Here is a 24186-nt window from a genome sequence, read left to right on the forward strand (position 1 = left end):
AGTGAAAAACGGAGCAACTTCATATTTACCCTGTGTCCCTATGGTATGACGTCACGAATATCAGTTAGAAAAAGACTCGAACAGCCCCTGGAGAGCACTATAATGCTTGTTTTTCACACAGTATTATTGAGGTTTTGACAAAAACCTCGGAAATTTGAAGATAATCTTGCGTATTATTTCTGAAAAATCACAGAAAATATCATTAAATTCATATAGATATAAAACACTGTTGGTAGATAATAGGTTTGGAAACCACGCATACGCGTATAGCTGCAAGGGATATTTTGGCTAAACTCTATTATATCTAACTAATAAAAAAGATAGCTATGCGCGTTTTCACTCCTCCGAGGGTTAGAACACGCATGCACACTAAACAGCTGTTAGTTTTAAAAGGAATTTATGAGCAATCACACAACAACATGCATACCTGTAAATGATGAATATGCTGCTTTGGTTGGCAAGGCCGTATATGTATTCTCATACTACGAATCGACTATTATCCAAATAGCTGAAAAACTCGAACCCGGTTTTCTTAACGAGTATTGTCGTGTAAACAATATGACATCTGGCGCGGTTAAGCATAGGTTCAAAATTGCAATTCAAAAGCCATCGATTCAAATAACAACCAATCAAGTCAAACAACTTATGGCTTGTTATAAAACGTTCTCTGACTTAATCGTTCGCCGGAATGCTTTAGTTCACGCTCACCCAATAACTGCTACTGATGGTTCGCAGATACTTGCGTATCAAGCTCACACCGATAAACCAATTGCAGATATTCAGTGGCCTGCTTCGGAAATAGAAAGCATAATCGCTGATATTGATTCAGCCGCAATTGAGGCAGGACAACTTTTTGAGCAACTGTAAAAATAAAACTAACAAGTTTAGTCAGTACCGCCCAAGGAAACCTTGGGTAAGAGAATATGGAAAGAATATAGGAAAGAGTATGGACACCCAGCGATAATGGCACGGAAGCCCCCCCGACTATGCTTTGTTTAAGCATTTAACAAGGAGGTTATTGTGCCGCGCCCTCGCCGAACTCAAATTAGTCTTGAAGATACGCCTTACTATCACTGCTGCAGCCGAGTGGTACGGCGTGGCTTTCTGACTACAAGGATATCTTTTGTCAAATCACCTAACTGTGCTTGAACGCAGACAGAAAGAAGGTTAGGTTATTGTTTTATAATGGGTGGCTTGATTTTTTCACGATCTTTGTTATCAAACATTTTAGCCAACTATAATTTTCCGCTTAATGCGGCGTTAGGCAAGCATATGGTAAAACTCGTTGATTCTTCTCGCTGGGAACCCCTAATAGGTAGGCTATTCATTGCCTTTGGCAGCATTGAGCGAACCACCCACAAGTGTATCCGTGATTGGGCTGGTTCAAATATTCACAAACACTTTGTTCGCGCAGGGTTGTCTGCACGAATAGATCTTGCAATTGATCTCATCGCATCTCAAGAAGCGGAGAAAGCCACAAAAGACGCATATTGCAAGTCTCTTCAAAAAGCTAAACAGTTAGCAAAACACCGAAATCTTGTGGCCCATAATCCGCTTTGCCTTGTCTTTTTCCAAGATGAACTTGAAGACTCATTTCTTGAGGCGATTGCACACAGTACTGATGACAACAAACTCTTGTCATTCGATGAATTACTATCTGTTGTGGAAGAAGCTGAGCAACTTGCAGAAGATATTACCCATAATTTTGTAGCGTTCCGCTTTGAAAAACTAGATTTTGAATCTCTCAAAAGTTTTCCAAGCTTAGGAAAGCCACGAAATGCCAAGCAATGAGAATATGGCCCCCAGCATTAAGGTACTGAAGTCCCCTCCGACTATGCTTTGTTAAGCATTTAATAAGGAGGTTATTATGCCGCGCTCTCGCCGAACTCAAATTAGCCTTGAAGATACGTGAAGCACTAACGACTCTCATCCCGAATGCGCTGCGCCTGTTGCTGCTCAGCGGCTATCACATCGGCAACTGAACCCGACTCAAGCTGCAACTCGGCCTTGGGTGGACTGAAAGTCTGTTCATTCAAGGCATTTGACTGCTGTGCTATGGCGCCCATCAGACGAGACAGGCCTATGGGAAAGTTTGCAGAGTCGCCAGCCTTGGGATCAAAGGAAGGCGCGGACTTTTCAGCCGCCGAATCTGCGGCTCCCAACAGGTTTTGACTCAGCTCAGGCTTTGGTGCGGCGGCAAGTCTCTGGGTTCCAGCCTCTTCTCTTGCCTGGTTATATTTGCGCATCGCCTCGGCGGCGACCCGGATATCGGCCATGGAGGGATCGACAGGAGCCATCGCCGCCGCATAGACCTGTTTCATTTTCGCCATGGTCGCCAGCGGATCGCCGTTCACCACAGAGACATCTATCTGAACTTCACCTTCAACCGCGTAACGTTTGCCATCGGGTCCTTTCTCGAATTCAAATGCCGGTTGTCCGGCATGGATCCCACCGACTGCGGCATGAGCCTGTTCATGGGAACGTACTTGGGTATCGCGCTTCATCAGGGAGTCGATTTCCCGCTCAAGCGCCTGTTGCTCACGACTCTCTCGGTTCTGCTGCTGTTTCTGTTGTGCCTCATCCGGCTTGGGTTCGGCTTCGCTTGTACTATTCGGCTCCCCGGTTGACTGGCGAGCCGCCCTGTCGTCCCCTTCTTTTACTTCGCTGCCAGCCTGGCTTGATGAGCGACTCGAAGAGTTGCCGGAAGTGTTGTCAAAAGCCTGCTCTGCCCCACTCATAGAGTTGGCGGAAGTATTTGTGCCATTAAAAGCGGAAACCTCTGGCGCTTCTCCCGCTAAAGTTACTGGTGTCGCAGGGCCGCCGACAATGTCAGCCCCTTGGCTGGAAAAGGCAGATGCTTGAGTCGATGCCCCCGCGAGCGGCATCGATGCTTGAACCTCTCCATGCCAATGACCTGAGCTGGACAAGGCCGCGGCCCCAAGGGCTCCTTTAGTCAAACTGACAAGTGCTTCCCGCGGCGGCTTTACGGTTTGTGGCTCTGAATGTGGTGCAGCTGAACCTTGGAGCGGGCTTGAATTGACTGGGCTTGTATTGACTGAGCTTGTATTGATTGTGCTTTGATTTCCCGAGCTCAGGTTTATTGGGCTTGGCTTTACGCCACTTACCTGAGAGGGATTTTGACTGGCGGAGATTTTACCGACAGGGTTGGCGCTGATAGGCGATTGGTTTATGGAGCTGCCACTGCTTAAGTTGGCAATTGACGAGCTTGGCCGCCGGGACACGGCTGTTGCCGTCAGCCCCGCGCCGGCCAGCGCGCCAACCATATATTACACCTCGATATCTATGATACTGCCCAAGGTGTCGGATGCGCGTTCAATCACCTCTACTGAAGCTTGACCCTGGGCCTTGGATTCCAATGCCGATACCAATGCCGAGGTTTTGTCTGCCTCCTCAACCGGGCGGGCCGAATCGGCCTGCTGCGCAGGTGCCGGACGGGCGATATCCACTGTTGCCTGAGTCAGGCCGGACTGGGCGCTTTGCAGCCCTTGAACTCCCGCCGAAAAAGCCGATGGAATTTGCATGATTGCCCCTTGTCTGTATTGGACTGTGGATTTTCGTTCTGCGGCTAAAATCAGTTGCTACCATTTCAGCCACAGCTTTGAACAATTATTGGCCAATTCAGCGCAAATGTACAGCCCGAAAGGTTTATGTCCCTTGATGGGTTTCCGCAAAAGAGGCGCCTGCGAGCCAACTCGCGTCCCAATCTTTCCACACAGGTTGCATGCCTTGTGCTCGAATGGCGCTGACCACCTCAGGGACTGTGCGCTCATCACTTATCTGGAACTGATCCAGCTGCAACTTGGGATTGCTGTAACCACCTGGCTCTGTTGAGCTGGCAGCACTCACATGGGTGATCCCAAGAGGCAATAGATTATCCCTGAGTGAGGCGCTCTCCCGGGTAGAGAGACTCAACTCCAGCGCCGGGCTGAACAAGCGCATGGCGCAGATAAGCTGTACCAATCCGGCATCATCCAGGGTAACAGCCGGCGTTACTCCGCCAACGCAAGGCCTGAGCCTTGGCAGCGACACGCTGAAGCGGCTACGCCAGTACTTTTGCTGCAAATAGTCCAGGTGCAATCCCATCAGTGCCGAGTCCAGACGCCAATCATCCAGCCCGAGCAAGACCCCCAGGCCTATCTTATCGACCCCGGCCCTGGCGGCTCTGTCCGGTGTATTGAGCCTGAAACCAAAGTCCTTTTTATTGCCTCTGAGATGATGGCGGTCATAGGTGGCGGGCTGATAGGTCTCCTGATATACCATCACGGCATCCAGCCCCTCATCAACCAGGCGCCGATAACCCGCTTCGGCGAGGGGCTGCACTTCAATCGCCAGGTAGCTAAAGTCCTGCTTGAGTCTCAAAAGCGCCTGGGCAAAATAATCCAGACCTACCTTGGTTTCATGTTCCCCGGAAACCAGCAACACAGAATCAAAGCCGCGCTGCTTGAGAATGGCAATTTCAGCATCCAGTTCGGCCTGGCTTAGGGTCTTGCGGCGAATTTTATTGCTCATGCTGAAACCGCAGTAGTCGCAATCATTGGCGCATAGATTGGAAACATAGAGCGGCGCATAGAGACCTATGTTGGCGCCGAACTTCTTGCGGGTGAGCGCAGCAGAGAGCTGCGCCATAGGCTCGAGAAATTCCCGGGCCGCCGGTGACAAGAGAATGGGCAAGGCCGAGGGATTGTGCGCTATCGTCTCGGGCCGCGCCAGACAACGCTCCACCTCAGCGGCGCTGACACTGGCAATAGCAAGGCGCAGTAGATCTCTGTCGATAGCGGTAAAACGCTCGAGAAAATCAGCCATGGTTGTCTCCCAGATTGAGAAACCCGGTCAGCGGACTGGTGTTTTGGGCCCGATTGCTGATAGTCCCGAGTCCGGCAAGATAGGCCGATCGCCCGGCGCGCACCGCATCTTTGAAGCAGCCCGCCATGGTCACGGGATCCAAGCTGGAGGCGATGGCAGTATTAACCAGCACGGCATCGGCGCCCAACTCCATCGCCCGCATCGCCTGAGACGGCGCGCCGATCCCGGCATCCACCACCACAGGTACATTGGCCTGCTCTATGATGATCTTCAAAAAGGGTTCTGTGGCCAGCCCCTGATTGGAACCTATGGGACTGCCAAGCGGCATCACGGCGGCGCAGCCTACCTCTTCGAGGCGCAAGCACAACACGGGATCGGCATGCACATAAGGCAGTACGGTAAAGCCTTCGGCGCACAAGACCCGGGCCGCTTCCAGTGTTTCTACCGGATCCGGCAATAGATAACGGGGATCCGGGTGGATCTCCAGCTTCAAGAGTTGGGTGCCCAGCATCTCCCGCGCCAGCTCGGCGGCAAAAATCGCCTCCCTGGCATTGCGGGCCCCGGCTGTATTGGGCAGCAACTGCACGCCGCGCTCTTTGAGCGGTGCCAGCAATTCATCGCTGCCCTGGTTAAAATCGAGCCGCTTCATCGCCACAGTGACCAACTCGGCGCCGCTGGCCACGAGCGAGCGTTGCATCAGCTCTGCCGAAGCAAACTTGCCGGTGCCGCCAAACAGCCTGGATTGAAACTCAAACTCGCCAATTTGCAACATATCTCAACCCCCTGCAACGGCGGAAAACAGCTCGAGGCTGTCTCCGTTTTGACATTCAAGCACTGGCCACTGAGATCTGGGCACTACGGCGCCATTACGCACCAGCGCCACGCTGCCAGGCGCTATATCACACCATTCGAGCAGCTGTAACAGTGTCATCGCCTCAGGCAACTCTTTGACTTGATTGTTTATCTTAATTTGCATCACGATTCTCCTCACGGCTAAGCTCAGAACGCCCTTTCATAAATTGAGCTTCGGTTTGATTTCCAGCCTGAGATTGGGTTTGACAGCAAAGACATGCCGGGTCGGCGCAAAGCGCAGCCTCACGCACGCTTAAGGTTCGGCAATCCAAGCTGATGAGGCGTCCCAGGGTGCTGCGCTCTCCAAGCAGGGTATTGATGGCTGCCAGCGACTGCATCGCCGCCAGGGTTTGCACCGCCGGGCCCAGCACCCCCATGTCGCGACAGCGCCCCGAGCCTGTGCTATCCCGCGGGAACAGGCATTCATAACAGCCCGCCTCGGGGTTAAGCCAAGGGGCGGTATGACACAGCAGGCCGGAATCGGCGCTGATCGCCGCCGCAATCAACTCTTTGCCCAGCTTCACACAGGCTTGGTTAAGGTTATGACGGCAAAGGAAATTGTCGCTGGCATCCAATACCAGTGACGCCTCACTAATAAGCTCCGCGCTCTTGGGGCCAAATAGCTTGGGGTCAATCTCAATCAGGCAGTTTGGATAATCGCGCCCTAGCTTTCCCTTGGCCACGTCGACCTTCAAACGGCCTATATCCTGCTCGTTGTAGAGCAGTTGCCTCGGCAGATTACCCAGCTCGACAATATCGGGATCGATAAGAATGAGACGCCCTACTCCGGCGGCGGCCAAAGAGTGCGCCAAATGATGACCAAGGCCTCCGAGCCCCACTATGGCGACCGTCTTGGCCCGTAAGGCGAGCTGCCCCGCTTCTGAGACTCTGGGCAGCAGCAACTGACTGCCGTAACGGATAAAGTCGCGGTCGCTCAGCCCGGCACAGTCCTGAACCCCAGCACAGTCCTGAACTCCAGTATTTTCCTGCTCAGCTGCACCTTCCTGAACCCCGACATCGTCCTGAAGCCCGGCATTTTGCTGAGCATAGCTAATCCCGCTTGCAATCGGGGCTGCTCGCCCTAACCAGCTTTGTGTCAGGCGCCTGAAGGCCGTTACCGGTTCGGCGGCCTCGGTAATGGCCCGCACCACGGCGACATTGGCCACACCGGTATGCTTGACGGCATCGAGGTTATGCTCGTCAATGCCGCCAATGGCGAGCGTCGGCAGCAAGGAGCCGAAAGTTTCGCTGTAGGCGCCAAGGCGCGCCAGTCCCTGGGGCAGAGATGGCATTACTTTGGTCTTGGTGGCAAAGATATGTCCGAGGGCCAGATAACTGGGCCTGTGGCGCAATGCAAGCAGCGCCTCGAAATAACCATGACTGGATAACCCCAGCGCCAGACCGGCCCCTTGGATGGCCTCAAGGGATGCCTGGCTGAGATCCTCCTGGCCCAAATGCACACCAAAGGCGCCGTGGGCAATGGCCTGTTGCCAGTGATCATTGATAAAGACCCGCGCCTGGTATTGGCGCCCGAGCGCGATGGCGCGAATGATCGCCTGCTCGGCGCTCGAGCCGGGCAGCACTTCCTGCTTGAGACGCAATTGAATGGTGCGGCAACCTGCCTTGAGTAAGGCTTCCAGCAATTCGACATCGGCCACGACCGGGTAGATACCTAAATTATGAGGCAGTGTTTTAAAGCCTTCAGCACTAACGCCTTTAACACCAACGCCTTTAGCACTAACAGCATCAGCAGAGGTTGGCGCTGCAAGCCAAGGGGCGCCGAGCACCTGGGCTGGGTTGGCCCAGGGATAATCCTCCAGCGGCCAGATGACAGGCATAAACCCGGCGGCCAGACAAGCCCCGGGCCGACCTAAGGGGCCGGGACCACGGCCTACCCGATAGCTCTGCGCCAAGGCGCCATTGATATAGGCCTTGGCCAGGATTAGGGCATCGGGCAAGATCCAGTCGTGGGCCAGAAATGCCGCTATGGCACTGGATAACGTGCAGCCGCTGCCATGGTTATTACTGGATGCTTGCCTTGGGCTCGCCAACACAAACCCCTGCCGTTGATGCAACCCGGAGCTGTGAGGCAAGTCTTTAAAAAGCAGTAAGTCTTCTGCCAGGCCGCGCGCGATCCCCGCCTCGAAATCCCCGCCCTTGGCCAAGAGATGGCAAGGCAGTTCGTTTGCCAGGCAAGTTGCCGCATCTTGCCAGGAAGGAAAGTCATGAATATCGCTGTGACTCAGCAACGCCAGCTCGTGAATATTCGGGGTCAGCACAGTGGAGAGCGCCGCCAGCGGCCGGTAATCGAGCCGCGCTGCGCCCGTTGCAGTGCTCTTTGAGAGTGCATCGCCGCAACTGGCCACCATGACAGGGTCGACCACCAAAGGAACATCAGGCAGGTGCCGAGCCAACCAGTCACAAAGCAGCTGCAACTGCGCTTGATTGGCGAGCAAACCGATTTTTATCGCCTTGGGCGGCAAGTCACCGAGCAGAGCATTGAGCTGCGCCAGCAACATCTCCTCGCTCACCGCCTCGGTTAGCGTCACTGCCACACTGCTCTGGGCGGTCAAAGTGGTGATGACAGAGCAGCCATGACAGCCAAGATTACTGAAGGTGGCCAGATCGGCCTGGATACCGGCGCCGCCGCCACTGTCTGAGCCGGCTATGCTCCAGACTATCGGCCTTTTATCAGCCGCCATTTCAGGCTTCCTCTTCATAGCGTGCAGCCTCTGGCTCGGACTTGGGTTTGGGATTGGACTCGGGTTTTGGATTGGACAAGGACTTTTCGCTTGCTGTAGCCGGATGATACAGGGCGCTGCCACCGGCCTTGAACTGCGCCGACATCCGCGCCATCCCCGCCTCGGCATCCAGTACTTCCAGCGGCTGTGCCATCAGTTCTTCTGCCTGCACTGGCTCGGTTTGGCGCTCTGCCGAGTCTGTCCCTGACGAATCCCCCGAAGCCACCTGAGACGTAACCAAAGACGCTGCATAGTCGCGTACATCCTGGGTGATTTTCATCGAGCAGAACTTGGGGCCGCACATGGAGCAAAAATGCGCCACCTTGGCAGACTCCTGAGGCAGGGATTCATCGTGGAACGCCCGGGCGGTATCGGGATCCAACCCCAGGTTGTATTGATCTTCCCAGCGAAACTCGAATCTGGCCTTGGACAACGCATTGTCGCGCAGCTGGGCGCCTGGATGTCCCTTGGCGACATCGGCGGCATGTGCCGCAATTTTGTATGCAATAAGCCCTTGTTTAACATCCTCTTTGTTTGGCAAGCCCAGATGCTCCTTGGGAGTCACATAACAGAGCATGGCGCAGCCGTACCAGGCAATCATCGCCGCGCCTATGCCAGAGGTGAAATGATCGTAGCCGGGCGCAATATCCGTGGTCTGGGGCCCCAAGGTGTAGAAAGGCGCCTCATCACAGTACTCAAGCTGCTTGTCCATATTCTCCTTGATCAGCTGCATCGGAATATGGCCCGGCCCTTCGATTATGGTCTGCACATCGTATTCCCAGGCGATTTTCACCAGTTCACCCAAGGTTTCCAGCTCGGCAAACTGAGCCTCGTCGTTGGCATCGGCAATCGAGCCGGGGCGCATGCCGTCACCGAGCGACAGTGACACATCATAGGCGGCGCAAAGCTCACAGATGTCGCGGAAATGGCTGTAGAGGAAGTTTTCCTTATGATGGCTCAGGCACCACTTTGCCATAATGGAGCCGCCGCGGGATACCATGCCGGTCACCCGATTGGCCGTCATGGGCACATAGCGCAGCAAGACCCCGGCATGAATGGTGAAGTAATCCACTCCTTGTTCGGCCTGCTCTATCAGGGTGTCGCGAAACACTTCCCAGCTGAGATCTTCGGCAATGCCGTTGACCTTTTCCAGCGCCTGATAGATGGGCACGGTACCTATGGGCACAGGCGAGTTGCGTACTATCCATTCACGGGTTTCGTGGATATAACGGCCGGTGGACAGATCCATTACCGTATCGGCGCCCCAACGGGTGGCCCACACCAGTTTTTCCACCTCTTCCTCGATGGAAGAGGTCACCGCCGAATTACCGATATTGGCGTTGACCTTCACCAAAAAGTTGCGGCCGATAATCATAGGCTCAGCTTCCGGATGGTTGATGTTGGCGGGAATAATGGCGCGGCCACGGGCCACTTCGCTGCGAACAAACTCAGGGGTTATCGGCGTGGCAACTATAGCGCCAAAGGCTTCTCCTTTGGCTTTGCGGGCCAGTTGCGGATCTTTGGCAAGCGCTTCGTTGGCCCGGGCCATATTTTCACGAATGGCGATATATTCCATTTCAGGAGTGATAATGCCGGCGCGGGCGTAATGCAATTGGGTCACCCGCTTACCCGGCTTGGCCCGGCGCGGTTTGGGCAAAGCGTCGAATCTCAAATGATCCAGCCCTTCATCCGCCAGCCTCTGCTGGGTAAAACTGGAGCTGACCGAAGTCAGCTCTTGCGTATCATCACGCTCTAAGATCCAGCCCTGGCGCAGTTTATCCAGGCCCTGGCGCACATTGATAGCCGCGTTGGGATCTGAATAAGGGCCGGCACAATCATAAACACGTACGGCGGGATTGGGTTCAAATTGCTCACTGCCATCTTGGGTTGGTATTCGGGTGTCTGTCTGCCTGATTTGGCGCATGGCAACCTGAATATCGGCCCGGGAGCCCTGAACAAACAGCTTCTGTGAATTGGGATGCTGCAAGGGTTTAAGGTTATCGATAAAGGCCTGGGCGGCCTCACGGGTTTGACGACGATTGGATTGACGATTTGACATAAGCAAGCTCACTCTTTTGGAAAATGAAATTGCTTGTCAGGAGAGTTGAATAATAAGCGGCGCAAGCTGACTGGTTAAACTCCTTGATTTGGAGTCCTCCTCCGGCGGTGTTGGCAGACTGACCTCGTGGTTTCAGGTCAGTTCAATGTCCGCTTGAGAAGCCAGATATCGCCTCGGCTCTTTTAGCCTTTGGCATAGATTTTTGCTCGCAGTGGCTGCGGTAATGCTGCAGCTGAATGCTTGTTTCCTTCGCAGGTGCTAGCCTGATCAGGTTCAACGGATCCCGAATAAACGGTCTCAGCCCAGAGGGCACTCCGACAAGATTGCTGCCGAGTATAAGCACAAGCCGAAGCGGGAAACAAGCCCAATAACAAAACTCGCCGCAGGTTCAAACCTATTAAAATCACAATTTAATTATTTGAATTAAATGAAAATACTCGCAAAAATTGAACAAAAAATTTATTTCAAGTCAAATAAATTGATTGCAAAACTCACTTACCAAGCCGCTTTAGACGGCTGGCCACCGCCTCCTTGAGCGCTTTTTCCATCTCTGTCTGACCGCACTTAAATGGAAAACCCAAGTTTTCGGCATAGGGATTGAGTGGAGTCGGCACCTTGACGACTCGATAGCAGGTATCACCATCCTTGACGATACGGTTAGGGTCGAGCGGCAGATCCAGACTGGCCACTTTATTGAAATCATCGGCGTCATTGACCCAAAGCACCTCCATCTCCCCATCCATTTCACTGAGGCTCTTGCGTCCCGTGGCCTTATCCGCATATTGCTGTGATAACTGCTGCAGCGCCTGCTGTTGAGAGTGTTGCAATACTTTTCGGGCAGACTTTAATGCGTTTGAACTGAAGTCCAGCTGAGCTTGCTCTGCCGGCTGCGGTCTAAAGTCATTTGCTCGCTCGGGCGCAGGTACGGCTGCATTTTTCGTTTCTTCAATGACTCTACCAATAGGCTTAACGCTTTGATCCCGAGTCTTGGGGATCCTTTGCTCTTTCTGGTCTTGAACAGCCACTTGTTCAGTCTCTTGCTCTGACTCTTCGGCGGCCTGTTTTTGTTGCTCAGCTTTTTGAACCTCTATCGCTTCCTTGGGCTGGGTTATTGCTTCTTCGGCCAAGGCTTCCGGCACTGGCGTTAACGGTTTTGGGCTGGGCTGACTGAAATACAGATAGGATTGCAGCGCCTTGGGTTTGGCAGGCTCTGTCACCACTCTTTGCCATTCGGCCTGCTGCCAAAACCAGGATATCCCCAGCAATAGTACTAAGTGCACGGCTCCCGCCGCAGTCCAACTGCTGAAGGCGTTGCCCTTTGCCTCACCATCCCCCTGCTCTGCTTTTTTAGCCATGCCAACTTGCGCCAGGCATTGGGGTTGAAACCCAAGCTGTTGACTAAAAGGCGATAGGGCAAAGAAAGGGGCAATCGAATGTGATTGAGAATGGCTTGGTTGGCAGGAACAGGGATTAATGATGTCATCCAGACCAAGCTCAAAGGCAGCATCCCTACCCGGGATGCTGATGCTCAAGCTTGCCATTGCCGCCGAGCTTTCGTCTCGGCTGGCAATAAACTTTTCTGGAAGAGAAGGCATAAGCCGCTGATTTATCCGTCGCTGAATGTAAACTCAGTGTTAGAGAAAAACCCTCGGCAAAAAGTTCATTCCCTTGTTTGAAAAGCAATTTACGCTACAAGCTCAAGTCTACGGCTTCAAGCAAAACAAGTAAAACCCTTGTCGAATAAGATTGACGGAATCCTCTGAACAAAATAACCGTAAAAAGCGACTTGGAAGCCGGGCAACGAGTTGTTAAGGTGCAACATTAGACGTTTGCAAAAAATGCAGACGATACGGTTCAAAGAATAAATCCATCTCAGCGAACACCTGTACACTTTTATCTAGCCATGGCGCTACGGCGCTGTTAGACTCACTTTCAATGAGGTCGAACCAGAGAGTCAATCATGCCCAACAGCAAAACCCCAGCAGCCGAAGCCCAGTTCAATGGCCAGTTTTCCGCTGGATATAGTCTGAATGAAGAGATAGCCAATGCCGTCAGCCATGGTTTGGGGGTGATTGCCGGCATTCTGGGATTGATGCTGATGTTGCTCAAGGGCTGGCATTCGCTGGATGCCATTCAGTTAACAGGTGTAACCATCTATGGCGGCAGTATTATCCTGCTGTTCCTCTGCTCGACCCTGTATCACAGCATTCCTCACCCTGTGTGGAAACGGCGCCTCAAGATGCTGGATCACTGCGCCATCTATCTGTTAATCGCCGGAACCTATACCCCGCTGATGTTAATTACTTTGGCCGATGCCCAGGAAGAATGGGTGCTGATAGCCATCTGGTCGTTGGCATTGGGGGGAATAGTGTTCAAGAGCTGCTTTATTCACAGATTCAAGGCGCTGAGCCTGGTGCTGTATCTGGCCATGGGCTGGCTCTGCGTCGCCGTGTTGCCTGAGCTTATCGATAACCTGTCAACTGCCGGGTTCAACTTGCTGTTGGCCGGGGGGCTGAGCTATAGCTTAGGTGTGATCTTCTACGCTACCAAGGCGATCCCTTTCAATCATGCCATCTGGCATCTGTTTGTGTTGGGCGGCGCCGTTTGCCATTTCCTGTGTGTTTATCTGACGGTGATCTAACGCAGGCGGATAGACTTAACTCAGGCCGCCGTAGAGACGGCTTCCGGCTTGCTGTGCCAACTCTAGCGCAGCTAGGCCGGAGCTCTTATCTCAGCCTGCCATTGATTAAACTCACTGAGTAACCGCCTGGCGGCGATACTATAGTCTCCACCCAAGTTTTGCCAAACAGCCGCAATACATTCCAAGGTACATAACCCGCCCTGGCGCTGATTGCGCCGTAAGCGAAACGCCGAGCCCTGCTCTGCTTGCAGTTCGACTCTGGCAAGCGACTGCAGATAGGGGCTTTGGCGATACATCTTGCCGGCCTCCTGCCAGGTTGCATCGAGTATGACCAGCGAATTTAGCGGCTTCCCTAATTTCAGAGCAGCTTTCAGAGCAGTTTTCTGTGCGGCTTCCTGAGCAGTGTCTTGAGGCAATATTGCGCCCTGAGCCGGGCTTTGGTTTAGCTTTGAACTTTGGTTTGGAGTTGGGTTTAGGCTTAAGTTTGGGCTTTCATTTGCAGCTTGAGCTCGCGAAATACTTTCTTCAGAAGTACTTTCTTCGGTTTGCGGATAGAGTAAGGCGGTTCGCCCCAAAGACAAGTGCGCCATTAACCAAGCATCCGGGGCTTTACGCGCCCACAGTACCCGTTTACAGAGAGTCGGATAAGCATTAAGCGCCAGGGTGGCTGTGTTACTGGCTCGATTCAGCTCTCTTTCATGGGTCAGCAGGATTATTTTCACAGGCAGTTGCAGCTTAAAATGGGTTATCGGCTAATGGAAATCCCGCGAGTGTACCACCAGCGCGTGCATACTGCCCGAGATATCCTCCAGCCGACCGGCCAGCAGATGCAATACGCCGGACGAAAACTCCACGACCCCGCTCACCTTGAGGATCCTGGCGCTCAAATAAGCCTGTCTCTGGGCCCTAGCCGTATCACTCCATACCACCAGATTAACATTGCCGGTTTCATCTTCGAGGGTGATGAAGGTGACTCCACTGGCGGTGCCAGGCCTTTGCCTGCCGACCACCAGCCCCGCCACAGTCACATTCTGGCCATGACGACACTGCCACAAAGAGGCGGCGCTGTGACACTTGCCGAGTAACCCCTGCTCTCTGAGCAGTGCTAGAGGATGGCGCCCCAGAGTTAGCCCGGTACAGGCGTAGTCAGCCAGCAAGGCATCGACTTCGGTGACCTCAGGCAAGGCGGTTTCAAGGCGAAAATCGGCCTCGTCCGGCTGCTCAAACAAAGGCAAACTCTGCTGACGGGCGGCCAACTGCCACCTGATCTGATGGCGATCGCCCCCCAGGGTAGCAAAGGCATTGGCGCTGGCCAGCGCCTCCTGCTCACGCCTTGGCAGTGCCAGAGCCGCCAACTGCGACAAGTGATTAAAGCCCTCGCCCCGGCCCGCGACTATCTTGGCGGCGCTGTGCTCTGATAATCCCTTGACCAACCTGAACCCGAGGCGCAGTGCCAAGGAGCCATCGGTTTGTCGATCCAGTGTGCTGTGCCACTGACTGAGGTTGATGCAAACCGGCAACACCAGGCCGCCATGATGACGAAGATCCTGAATAAGCTGTGACGGGCTGTAAAAGCCCATGGGTTGACTGTTGAGTAAGGCGCAGCAAAACACCACCGGGTAATAGTGTTTGAGAAAGGCCGAAACATAGGCCAGGAGCGCAAAGCTGGCCGAATGAGACTCGGGAAAACCATATTCGCCGAAGCCGCGGATCTGGTTGAATATCTGCCTGGCAAAGGTGTCACTATAGCCTCGGGCCGTCATCCCCTGAAGCAACTTGTGTTCAAATTGCTCCAGCTCGCCACTGCGTTTCCAGCTGGCCATGGCGCGGCGCAGCTGATCGGCTTCCCCACCACTGAAACCGGCGGCGACCATGGCCAATTGGATCACCTGCTCCTGGAAAATGGGCACCCCCATAGTGCGTGACAACACGCCTTCCACCTCGGCCGAAGGAAAAGTGACCGGCTCGATTTTATCACGGCGGCGCAGAAAGGGATGCACCATGTCTCCTTGAATTGGACCCGGGCGCACTATGGCTATCTGTATTACCAGATCGTAATAACAGGCGGGTTTGAGCCTGGGCAGCATGCTGGTCTGGGCTCGCGACTCCACCTGAAACACCCCCATGCTGTCGCCCTGCTGCAACATACGATAGACGGCCAGATCTTCCCAGCGAATATCCGACATGGCAAAGGGACGAATGTGACGGGAGATCAACTCGAAACATTTGCGGATCGCGGTCAGCATTCCCAACGCCAATACATCGACCTTTAACAGCCCCAGACTCTCGAGATCATCCTTGTCCCATTGGATCACAGTGCGCTTGGCCATGGCGGCATTCTCTACCGGCACCAGCTCGGCCAATGGCCCGGCCGAAATCACAAAGCCGCCGACATGTTGCGACAAGTGCCTTGGAAAACCCATCAGGGTCTCCACCAGCGGCAACAACCACTGCCCCAAACCTTGTTGTGGCAACAGCTTGCCTTGTTGCAACTGCTGCTGCCAAGGCACTTGCGGATCGCGGCGATCGACAGCGCCTATCAGCTCATCCAGCCGTTGCTCGCTGAGCCCCAGAGCCTTACCAACATCTTTCATGGCACTCTTGAAACGATAAGTGATCACACTGGCGGCCAGGGCTGCACGCTCACGGCCATATTTTTGGTAGATATACTGGATCACCTCTTCGCGGCGTTCATGTTCAAAATCGACATCGATATCCGGCGGCTCATGGCGCTCCTTGGAAATAAAACGCTCAAACAGCATGTTGACCTTGGTAGGATCCACCTCGGTGATCCCAAGGCAATAACAGACCACAGAGTTGGCGGCCGAGCCACGTCCCTGATGCAGTATCCCTTGCCTGGTGGCAAAACAGACCAGATCATAGATGGTCAGGAAAAAGTATTCGTAATTGAGCTCGGCAATCAGCTTGAGCTCGCGCCGATACTGAGTCTGCACTTCAGGTGGTACCGCCTCGCCAAAACGCCTGCGGGCGCCCTTTTCCACCTCCTGCGCCAGATATTCACTGGCGCTTAGGCCGCTTGGCTCCAACTCGGCCGGGTACTCATACTTGAGTTCATCCAAGTTGAAATGGCACCGGGACGCCAGCTCACAGCTCATTGCCAACCAGGCTTGAGGGTGACGCCTGGCCATAGCGGTTATCGGCTTAAGCGCCATTTCGGCATTGCCCGATAACAGCTCACCGGCCATGGGCACGGCGCGGCCATGGCGGATACAGCTGAGCACATCGTGCAGCCTTTGTCGCTCGGCAAGATGCATCTGCACATTACCGGCGGCGACACAGGGAAGGGAAAAACGATTCGACAGCGCCTCACAGGCCTCGAGATACCAAGCCTCTCCGGGTTGCAGTTGCCGCTCCATCAAGAGATAAAGCGGCAGTGAAAACACGGCTTTGACCCGTGTCGCCAGGACATTCAACTGTGCCAGACTGCGCTGCTGCAGCTGCGTCAGCCAAGGGGTTTGCTGACTTGGGCTTTGGTGAGTAAAGCTTTGCAAGTCGGCCTGCGCCAGCAACTCGCTCACAGATGGTGGCCGCCACAGGCAAAAGCAGCCGCGGTCAATGGCCGCAAAGTCATCCAGGGTTAACCGATACTTGCCCTTATCGGCCCGGCGCCGCCCCCGGGTTATCAGAGTGCTGATAAGACCATAGCCCCGGCGATTTTTTGCCAGCAGCACCAGGCAGCCTTCCGGCAGGTGGAATTCGGCGCCGACAATCAGCTTGATACCGCTTTGTTTGGTGGCCTCATGCGCCTTGACCACTCCCGCCAGAGAGCACTCGTCGGTAATGGCGATGGCCTCATAGCCCAGTTTGGCGGCCTGCTGCACCAACTCATCCGGGTGGGAAGCCCCGCGCAAAAAGCTGTAATTGGAAATAGCATGCAATTCGGCGTACATCAGCTGAACCAAGCGTGAAGAAAGAGCCCATTAGCGGTGCGAAACAGCCAACACAGACCGCCATTCTCCTTATGATGGGCAAGAAAATAATCTCGGCAGGGAAAAGGCCCTGAATGCCAGGGGCTCTGTAACCTTTCCGGCCCCCTAAGCAGCTCCACGGCTTCAGGAGCAATGGCTTGCGGCTCTTGCAGCAGCCAAAGAGGCCGCAGCGCCAGCGACGGCTGAACGGGCGGCCTTGCCGGTGGCGGCCAACGAGTCAGGGGATCTGCAGTACTGGCCAGTTCAGGCATGGGATCGGCCGCCAACACCAAAGAGCGCACCTTATGGCTACCTAACCTGGCCTGTAATCTGGCGAGTAATTGATTGGCATCCTGCTGCAGCCCTTCTCTGGACTCGGTCAACTCACGACTACCCAGCTGCTGCGACACAAACTGCCTGGCTCGCAGCTCAATATCGACGACCGGGCTCGGCAGTTGCAATCCTTCCAGCTGTAAGCGGCAGAGCTGAGATAGTCCCTGCAGTTGATATTCCCCGAAGGGATAGTTGAGTGTCAGTTGCAGCGCCGGCGTCTCTGGCTCGCGAAACTTCAGCCACAGCTCCAACTGTTGCACCGCCAACTGCCTGATCCGCAAATAGGTTGCCAATTCCCCCAGCAGCTTTTGCAATGGAAACAGCAATCCCTGAACCCACTCAACATCATGCAGCAAGGTCAACCTGGCCTGAAACTGTTCGGGTAACTCATATCCCTTGCGGCAACAGGGCAAACGCCCCTGGATTTGTGCCAGCAGCTGCAGCAAACCCTGACCAAAGCGCCGCCCCAACTCGGCAAGGGGTAAGGCATCAAGCATGGCTAGAGTCGTCAACCCAAGCGCGCCGAGCCGCTGCCGTTCCTCTTGGGTTAATGGCAGCAAATCCAGTGGTAAATCTGGCGGTAAGCCGTGATGCACCTTGAGGCGCCCGGCTTTTTCAGCTGTGGGCGTGCTCATGAAGGCAGCTGATACCGCGCTGATGCCGACGTGAGTATGCCGCGCCAATATCGCCGCATCCAGCGGTCTGTGTGCCAGCACCAATGAGCATTCCAGACCATAGTCGGCGACTTTGTTGAGATAAGCCTCGACAATGGCGCTCAAACTGCCAAACAGTTTAACCATGGACCCCACTTCCAGCAGCAGTGTATCTGTAGGCCAGCGCGCATCGGCCGCATTTTGAGCAGCTTGTTCGGTAAGCCCGGATAACAACGGCGGCCAGATTCTGGCGCTGAAATCATAGCTCCACTGACATAACCAATCCCGCAACGCCTCGCTGTCCACCTCCTGCAGTGGCCAAAGTTGCAACTCTCCGAGCAGCGACTGAGCGCTGCCGACACTCATCCCAGCTGTAACGCCTTTTGCTTGAGCGGCGGGACAGGCCGAATGTATGACCAGCTTCCGGCTGTCATACAAGGCCATGGGGACTTGGGGATCAAAAGGCTCTGACGCCGCAGCGGTTGGCACTGCTTTTGGCTGATTTTGGGTTTGGGGCTGAGTTTGAGCGCGTGTTTGAACCTGAGCCGCACCACTGCCTGTCATACTTCCAGTCATAGTGTCGGTCATAGTACCTGTCATAGCGCCCGCCATATTGCCCAGCATAGCCAGACGATAACGCTGATATTGCAGCAATAGCTGTGGAAACCAGACTCCCATCCATACCTGGGGCATCTCAGATAGCCTCTTGACTCTGAGCTGTATGGCTTTGATCGGCTTGGCTCTGAGCTGTATGGCTTTGAGTGGTTTGAGGATTGACCGTTTGCGGATTAGCGCTTTGAAAAAGCCCCGCGGGCTTGTTTGACTCTTGCCGTACCGTCCAGGGATTAGGCGCGCATTCATTGGATGCAACCGTCGTTGACTGCGCCATCCCCCAAGGACCATGAAGCACGTTACCATAAAACACAGTGCTATGAAAACCAGTGCCATGTAAACCAGAGCCGTGAAGCACAGTGCCATTGGCCTTGCGTCCGGAATGGTTTGGCTCAATTGAATCTGTTGAGTTACTTAAACTATGATTGAGACCCGCCTTGCCGTTTCTCAGGGTTACCACGCCTGGCTCGACATGGGGCAGTTCAAGCGCCAGTGCCGGCAAGCCACGCAGATGCAATTCAGGGACGGGCCAACCACCGCGACGCTTTAAAATTTGCAGCCTGGCGGTATTAACGCCAGCCGCGCTGATAGCCAGCTTTAGGGTGACAGGATGATTGCTGTCTGCCTGAGCCATAGGCAACTGGCAAATTCCCAGCGCCTTGCCCTGCTCTGCGGCAAGTTGCAACCTTCTGGCCTCACTCAGTGTCAGCTTGTCCAGCCAACTCAGCACCAGGGGACAGGCGCCGCTGCTCAGCCCTTGCTCCATGGCCCAGAGCACCTCTTTACGCTGGGTTAACTCCAGCCACAAAATACGCTCGGCGGCAATACCGTGCTGGGCAAAACTCTGTGCCAGCGGCTGCAGTGGCGGCGCTATCAGCATTATCATGGCATCTCTGGACTCATCCCCTCTAAATTGATTTCTTTTGGACTGATTTTTTTCGGACTGACTTGTTGCCGAATGATTTCTTTCGAAATGAGAGCCACACTGAGCCGGCAGTAAATAACGCATCAAAGGCAACAACAGGCTGAGTTCCCCGTGCCCAGGAGACTGACTGAAGAGTTCACAAATGCCCTGCCTTGGCCACCCTGCATCACTGAGCTGCGCATCCAATCTTTCAAAACCACTGGGATACCCCAATGTTTTGCCCTGACTGCCCGGCCCCAACCAGAGATCCCGGCGCTCCAGCAGGCCGTTCAAGGCCTGAGATTTTGCTGGATCAGATTTTACAGAGTGAGTTTTGGCTGAAAGAGACATGAAAAACACCGATACTGTATTTTTATACAGTATAACGAACTTTAGCCAACTGACAAGTCGTGCTGGCGCCAAAGCCTTAACCCGAGATAGAATAAATGAGAATGATTATCGAAACATATTCTCGACTTCAGCGAATAATTCAGGAGCTTGCCTTGTTGCCCTTTTCCGGCCTGTTTTCCCAACTCCAATGGCGACTGTTTGGCTATTTTGGTGTGTCATTACTGCTTATCCTGCTGCTCGCCAGTGGTATTGAAGCCATGTTGCTAAACCGCTTGTTACTGCTGCCCCAGCAAACCCAAAGCCAGTTACAGCAACTGGCCGATGAGGCCAACGACTGTATCGTCAGGGGCGATCTAGCCGGACTGGCGGATTGGGAGGGGCGTCAGGCATTTGTACTCTATGTGCTGGATAGCAAGCAGCAGGCGGTGAGTCAGCGGGAAATGCACCCGCACTTTGTTTACAAACTCAATTTCCTCAAGCAGTTGCAGCAGCCTATGGGGGACAGGGTGCAAAAACCTTTGATAGGTCTGCCATTACGCAATAGCCTGGAGCCGGATAATCCCCTGCTCTTGGTGGTGCAGCTCAACGCCTCTTTACACCCGGCGCAGCAACTGGATAAAAGCCTCTGGCTTATCCGTATCCTGGTAGGACTACTGGTGCTCTTGTTGTTCAGTCGTCTGTTGAGCCGCTATCTGATCCAGCCGCTGAGTTTATTGCGCAGTGCCACCCGTCAGCTGGCACAGGGTCAACTCGATACCCGGATTGCCGGTCATTTTTCACTAAAGCAGCCGGAGTTTTTCCAGTTGGCGACCGACTTTGACCATATGGCCGAGCAGCTGCAAAAGAGCATTCAGACCCAGCAGCGGTTACTGAGGGATGTCTCCCACGAACTGCGCACTCCCCTTGCCCGGCAGGAGCTGGCCTTACACCTGTTGGAAAATCGCTTGGGGGAGGAACATCAACAACCGCTTGCCAGGCTAAGACGCCAGGGTGAAGAGATGGCGCAATTGATTAACACTATTTTAGACTTCAGCCGCCTGAGCAACGGCTTCATCAAGCTGACGGCAGCGCCTTTTACCCTGACAGAATTACGCCGCTCACTGTTGCAGGATCTGGAGTTTGAGTCTGGCCCCAAGCAAAGCATAGTCTGGGCACAGGCCCACATTGATGAGCAAACTTTGCATACCGATATGGCCTACTTGAAGCGAGCGCTGGAAAATGTCTGCCGCAATGCCCTCAAATATGCCGGTGAAACCTGCCGGGTGGAAATCCAGGTATCTCAGCTGGGTGACGACAAATTGGGTGATAGCAGACTGCAGCTGAGTGTCAGCGATAATGGCCCCGGGATCCCCAAAGAGCAACTGGAAGCCTTGTTCAACCCTTTCACCCGTTTGGATGAAGCGCGTCACTGCTCTCAGGGAGGTTATGGGCTGGGGTTGGCGATTGTGCGCCAGTGTATGCAGCTCCTGGGCGGCTCGGCCCAAGCGGTCAACCGGCCTCAGGGCGGTTTGAGCATATTGCTTGAGCTGCCGCTGCAACTGCCAAGCTGCAGCGAAGCCCAACTTAAGTCTATCGCTTAGGCGGTAAACTTACGCACCTTCTTCAGTGCCATCTCCTGTTTAAGGCGGGAGAGATGCTCGATAAATACCTTGCCGTGCAGATGATCGATTTCATGTTGCAGCACTATGGCCAGGAAACCATCACTGTGGATCGTCTGGGCTTGGCCCTGGCGATCCAGATAGCTGACAGTGACCGACTCGAAGCGTTTTACCTTGGAGCGATAACCGGGAATGGACAAACAGCCCTCTTCACCGATAAATTCGCCGCTGGACTCAGTGATCTGCGGATTGATCAGCACCAGAGGTTGATTGCGCTCTTCTGAGATATCAATGACGACTATCGCGTGTTCACTGCCCACCTGGGTCGCGGCCAAGCCGATACCATCGTCTGTGTGATACATGGTTTGCAACAGATCATCGATGAAAGACTGCACGGCTTCTATTTCGGTAACAGGCTTGGCTTTACGCTTGAGCCTGGGATCGGGAACTGTCAAAATATCCATAATTGCCATAGGGTTATATTCTCAATTTACTCGACTTGGCGTTCAATGGGCGCCATTATGGCGAAAAAGCATCAAAAGGCAAACCTTGCGTGTGCAGCGCAGAGCCGCCAAGGCACTTTTGCCAAGTGAGTAACCTCCGCTATGGAATGGTATTATAATTTGCGCCAATAGCATCAGGAGCCAAGATGACCCCGGAAACGAGCGCCCCGCCACTAAGTCCAATGCAGAAGATTTGGCACATAGTTGCACTGATCCCCGAAGGTCGGGTGGCAAGCTATGGCAAAATTGCCGACTATGCCGGCTTGCCCGGACGGGCCCGCTATGTTTCCCGGGCACTGAAACAGGCGCCGGACAGCCTGGCACTGCCCTGGCACAGGGTTATCAACAGTCAGGGGAAAATCTCCTTTGCCAAGGACACCCATCCGTTTCAGCTACAGATGAGCCTGCTGCGCAGCGAAGGCGTACAAGTGAACCAAGGCAGAATTGCCCTGTCTGAATATGAGTGGCGGCCGGACATGGCCACTCTGGTCTTGTCCATGCCGTTTTAACCACAGGAGACTGCCTTTGATCCGTTCGCTTCTACTTTTGATACTGTTACTGCCCTTGCCGTTATGGGCGCAGACCAGCCCCCTGGCACCCCACACCGCCGAATATCAGGTCAATTATGGCGAAATCAATCTCGGTGGCGCCCGTTTTATGCTGTTGCCGCCAGAGGGCGACTTCTATCAATACAAGTTGGACAGCGATCTCAGCCTCTTGGTGCTGAGCGATAAACGCCATATCCGCAGTGAATTTACCTATCAGGATGGTCAACTGACGCCGCTGCGCTTCAGCCATCAGCGAACCGGCACAGGCCCCAACTTCAATGAGCAGATAGCCTTTGCCAAGGAACAGGGCAAAATTTTCAGTCGCTACAAGGATGAAAAGAGCAAATTGGACTATTCAGGCACTCTCTACGATGCCCTGATGGTACAGCTGCAGTTTCGGCTGGATCTCGCCGCCGGCAAGGAGCCCCTGGCCTATGAGCTGGTCAAGGACAACGAGATAGATGACTATCGTTTCAAGATAGTCGGCAAGGAGCGGATGACACTGGACAGTGGCGTCTATAACACGGTGAAACTGGAAGTGGTCCGCGACAGCACCAAGCGGCAGACCTTTGTTTGGATGGCGCCGGATCTCGGCTGGCTGCCGGTGCGCCTGACCCACTTTGAGTCAGGCAGTAAGCAGCTCGATATCAAGTTAGCCAAGCTGAGCCTGGGCTCGGAAGTCAATAACCAGCTCGCCAAGACGGAATAATTTCCAGTCCCCCGGCGCCAACAGCTGCCAGTTTTCATTGCCGGTCAGCGGCCGGGTGGCTATAACAGTGACCACATCCTTGGGGGTGGTCTGGGTGTCGAAATCAATCACCACATCCGTGTCTATCAGCTGCGCCCGGCCAAAGGGCGCCCGGCGGGTGATATAGCAGAGGTTATTGCTGCAATAACTCATCAGATAACGGCCATCGCTGAGGATCATATTAAACACCCCAAGAGTGCGGATCTCCTCGGCAAGCTGGGCCACATACTCAAACACGGGCAAAATATCGTCCGGCTCGGATTCGCCGAAACGCTCGACCAGGCGACTCATTATCCAGCAAAAGGCCTGTTCACTGTCTGTGTCACCCACAGCCTGAAAGCGGCCGCTTTGAAACTTCTGTTCATAGTCAGACAACTGGCCGTTGTGGGCATAGGTCCAGTAGCGGCCCCAAAGCTCGCGGGTAAAGGGGTGGGTATTTTCCAGCGAGACTTCACCGCGGTTGGCCTGCCGAATATGGCTGACCACCACTTCACTCTTGATCGGGTATGACTTGATAAGGCTTGCCACATGGGACTGGCTGCTGGGACTGGCATCCTTGAAGGTGCGGCTGCCCTTGCCTTCATAAAAGGTGATCCCCCAACCATCCACATGGGGGCCGGTCACCCCGCCTCGCTCCGCCAGCCCGGTAAAGCTGAAGACAATATCCGTTGGCACATTGGCACTCATCGCCAGCAGCTCACACATCTTGTTTTTCCTGTCACTGAATCTGTTATTTAATTATCTGCGGCATTGTAGCCAAGCCGTGTCGGCAGGGGAATTATTGCTTGCAATAAAAAATTTAAACAATTGTTTGAAAAATGCTTGTATTCGATTTCGCTTAGGTTTAATTTTATTGCGACACAGGTCTGACCACATACTATAATTGTGAT

At 54.1% G+C, this 24186-nt stretch carries 20 protein-coding genes, 1 pseudogene and 1 riboswitch; of the genes and pseudogenes, 7 read left to right on the forward strand and 14 right to left on the reverse strand.

From position 1 onward, the window contains the following. Positions 1 to 399: 399 nt before the first annotated feature. The 3 genes and pseudogenes from N512_RS0102050 to N512_RS0102055 all read left to right on the forward strand — a co-directional run bounded on the left by N512_RS0102050 (position 400) and on the right by N512_RS0102055 (position 1791). Positions 400 to 867: a hypothetical protein gene (locus N512_RS0102050; protein WP_028779247.1), complete on the forward strand. Its 468-nt coding sequence runs from the start codon at positions 400 to 402 to the stop codon at positions 865 to 867. A 153-nt stretch (positions 868 to 1020) separates the two neighbouring features. Beyond that, positions 1021 to 1107 (forward strand): annotated as a pseudogene (locus tag N512_RS24600) (Mobile element protein); the annotation flags it as partial. Positions 1108 to 1185: 78 nt separating this feature from the next. Continuing rightward, positions 1186 to 1791, forward strand: a complete 606-nt coding sequence (locus N512_RS0102055) for a hypothetical protein (RefSeq protein WP_028779248.1) — start codon at positions 1186 to 1188, stop codon at positions 1789 to 1791. A gap of 125 nt (positions 1792 to 1916) precedes the next feature. Here N512_RS0102055 and N512_RS23950 read toward each other — a convergent pair whose 3' ends face one another. From N512_RS23950 to N512_RS23670, 8 genes are all read right to left on the reverse strand, one after another. After that, positions 1917 to 3284: a putative metalloprotease CJM1_0395 family protein gene (locus N512_RS23950; RefSeq protein WP_081737059.1), complete on the reverse strand. Its 1368-nt coding sequence runs from the start codon at positions 3282 to 3284 to the stop codon at positions 1917 to 1919. Positions 3285 to 3287: 3 nt separating this feature from the next. Further along, entirely contained in the window at positions 3288 to 3542 is a 255-nt protein-coding gene (locus tag N512_RS0102065; RefSeq protein WP_025888106.1) for a hypothetical protein, read from the reverse strand. Positions 3543 to 3666: 124 nt separating this feature from the next. After that, the gene (gene thiH / locus N512_RS0102070) at positions 3667 to 4824 is read right to left on the reverse strand and encodes a 2-iminoacetate synthase ThiH (protein ID WP_028779249.1); all 1158 of its coding nucleotides are present in this window, start codon (positions 4822 to 4824) and stop codon (positions 3667 to 3669) included. Continuing rightward, entirely contained in the window at positions 4817 to 5596 is a 780-nt protein-coding gene (locus N512_RS0102075; RefSeq protein WP_028779250.1) for a thiazole synthase, read from the reverse strand. The genes thiH and N512_RS0102075 overlap by 8 nt, the downstream gene beginning before the upstream one ends. Before the next feature lie 3 nt (positions 5597 to 5599). After that, complete coding sequence (gene thiS / locus N512_RS0102080; protein ID WP_037473924.1) at positions 5600 to 5800, reverse strand: sulfur carrier protein ThiS; 201 nt, start codon at positions 5798 to 5800, stop codon at positions 5600 to 5602. Next, positions 5790 to 8378 (reverse strand): bifunctional hydroxymethylpyrimidine kinase/phosphomethylpyrimidine kinase, encoded by a 2589-nt coding sequence (locus N512_RS23955; RefSeq protein ID WP_231473487.1) that lies wholly within the window; start codon positions 8376 to 8378, stop codon positions 5790 to 5792. The genes thiS and N512_RS23955 overlap by 11 nt, the downstream gene beginning before the upstream one ends. 1 nt (position 8379) lies before the next feature. After that, positions 8380 to 10476, reverse strand: coding sequence for a phosphomethylpyrimidine synthase ThiC (thiC, locus tag N512_RS21995; protein WP_081737061.1), 2097 nt, complete (start codon positions 10474 to 10476; stop codon positions 8380 to 8382). A 227-nt stretch (positions 10477 to 10703) separates the two neighbouring features. Continuing rightward, a riboswitch (TPP riboswitch) is annotated at positions 10704 to 10803 on the reverse strand. Between the two features lie 164 nt (positions 10804 to 10967). Beyond that, entirely contained in the window at positions 10968 to 11831 is an 864-nt protein-coding gene (locus N512_RS23670) for a hypothetical protein (RefSeq protein ID WP_156029031.1), read from the reverse strand. Positions 11832 to 12436: 605 nt separating this feature from the next. On the opposite strand from N512_RS23670, the gene trhA reads away from it, so the two are divergent. Then, positions 12437 to 13117 carry a PAQR family membrane homeostasis protein TrhA gene (gene trhA, locus N512_RS0102100; RefSeq protein WP_037473926.1) on the forward strand — a complete coding sequence of 227 codons (681 nt, stop codon included), beginning with the start codon at positions 12437 to 12439 and terminating at the stop codon, positions 13115 to 13117. A gap of 71 nt (positions 13118 to 13188) precedes the next feature. Here the strand turns inward: trhA and N512_RS22005 are convergent, their stop codons facing one another. Genes N512_RS22005 through N512_RS0102120 form a run of 4 tightly spaced genes read right to left on the reverse strand, consistent with a single transcriptional unit; the run spans position 13189 to position 19899 of the window. After that, positions 13189 to 13839: a DTW domain-containing protein gene (locus tag N512_RS22005; RefSeq protein ID WP_051472603.1), complete on the reverse strand. Its 651-nt coding sequence runs from the start codon at positions 13837 to 13839 to the stop codon at positions 13189 to 13191. A gap of 30 nt (positions 13840 to 13869) precedes the next feature. Continuing rightward, positions 13870 to 17028, reverse strand: a complete 3159-nt coding sequence (locus N512_RS0102110; RefSeq protein ID WP_037473929.1) for an error-prone DNA polymerase — start codon at positions 17026 to 17028, stop codon at positions 13870 to 13872. Beyond that, entirely contained in the window at positions 17028 to 18725 is a 1698-nt protein-coding gene (locus N512_RS0102115; protein WP_028779255.1) for a Y-family DNA polymerase, read from the reverse strand. Before N512_RS0102115 ends, N512_RS0102110 begins: the two co-directional genes overlap by 1 nt. A gap of 1 nt (position 18726) precedes the next feature. Next, entirely contained in the window at positions 18727 to 19899 is a 1173-nt protein-coding gene (locus N512_RS0102120) for an ImuA family protein (RefSeq protein ID WP_156029033.1), read from the reverse strand. 152 nt (positions 19900 to 20051) lie between these two features. Between N512_RS0102120 and N512_RS22010 the strand changes: the two genes are divergently transcribed. Then, positions 20052 to 21479: a HAMP domain-containing sensor histidine kinase gene (locus N512_RS22010; RefSeq protein ID WP_037473932.1), complete on the forward strand. Its 1428-nt coding sequence runs from the start codon at positions 20052 to 20054 to the stop codon at positions 21477 to 21479. On the opposite strand, the gene def is transcribed toward N512_RS22010, so the two are convergent. Next, complete coding sequence (gene def, locus N512_RS0102130) at positions 21476 to 21970, reverse strand: peptide deformylase (protein ID WP_028779257.1); 495 nt, start codon at positions 21968 to 21970, stop codon at positions 21476 to 21478. The genes N512_RS22010 and def overlap by 4 nt on opposite strands. 176 nt (positions 21971 to 22146) lie before the next feature. Here def and N512_RS0102135 point away from each other — a divergent pair, with 176 nt between their 5' ends. Together N512_RS0102135 and N512_RS22015 are read left to right on the forward strand one after the other, a co-directional pair. Next, on the forward strand, positions 22147 to 22509 hold the full coding sequence (locus N512_RS0102135) for an MGMT family protein (protein WP_037436559.1): 363 nt from the start codon (positions 22147 to 22149) through the stop codon (positions 22507 to 22509). A gap of 19 nt (positions 22510 to 22528) precedes the next feature. Further along, positions 22529 to 23257: a DUF3108 domain-containing protein gene (locus N512_RS22015; RefSeq protein ID WP_231473497.1), complete on the forward strand. Its 729-nt coding sequence runs from the start codon at positions 22529 to 22531 to the stop codon at positions 23255 to 23257. On the opposite strand, the gene N512_RS0102145 is transcribed toward N512_RS22015, so the two are convergent. Continuing rightward, entirely contained in the window at positions 23201 to 24001 is an 801-nt protein-coding gene (locus tag N512_RS0102145) for a class II glutamine amidotransferase (protein ID WP_025009668.1), read from the reverse strand. The two genes, N512_RS22015 and N512_RS0102145, sit on opposite strands and share 57 nt — an antisense overlap. Between the last annotated feature and the right edge of the window lie 185 nt (positions 24002 to 24186).

The organism is Shewanella sp. 38A_GOM-205m, from assembly GCF_000518445.1.
In the GTDB taxonomy this organism is placed as follows: domain Bacteria; phylum Pseudomonadota; class Gammaproteobacteria; order Enterobacterales; family Shewanellaceae; genus Shewanella; species Shewanella algae.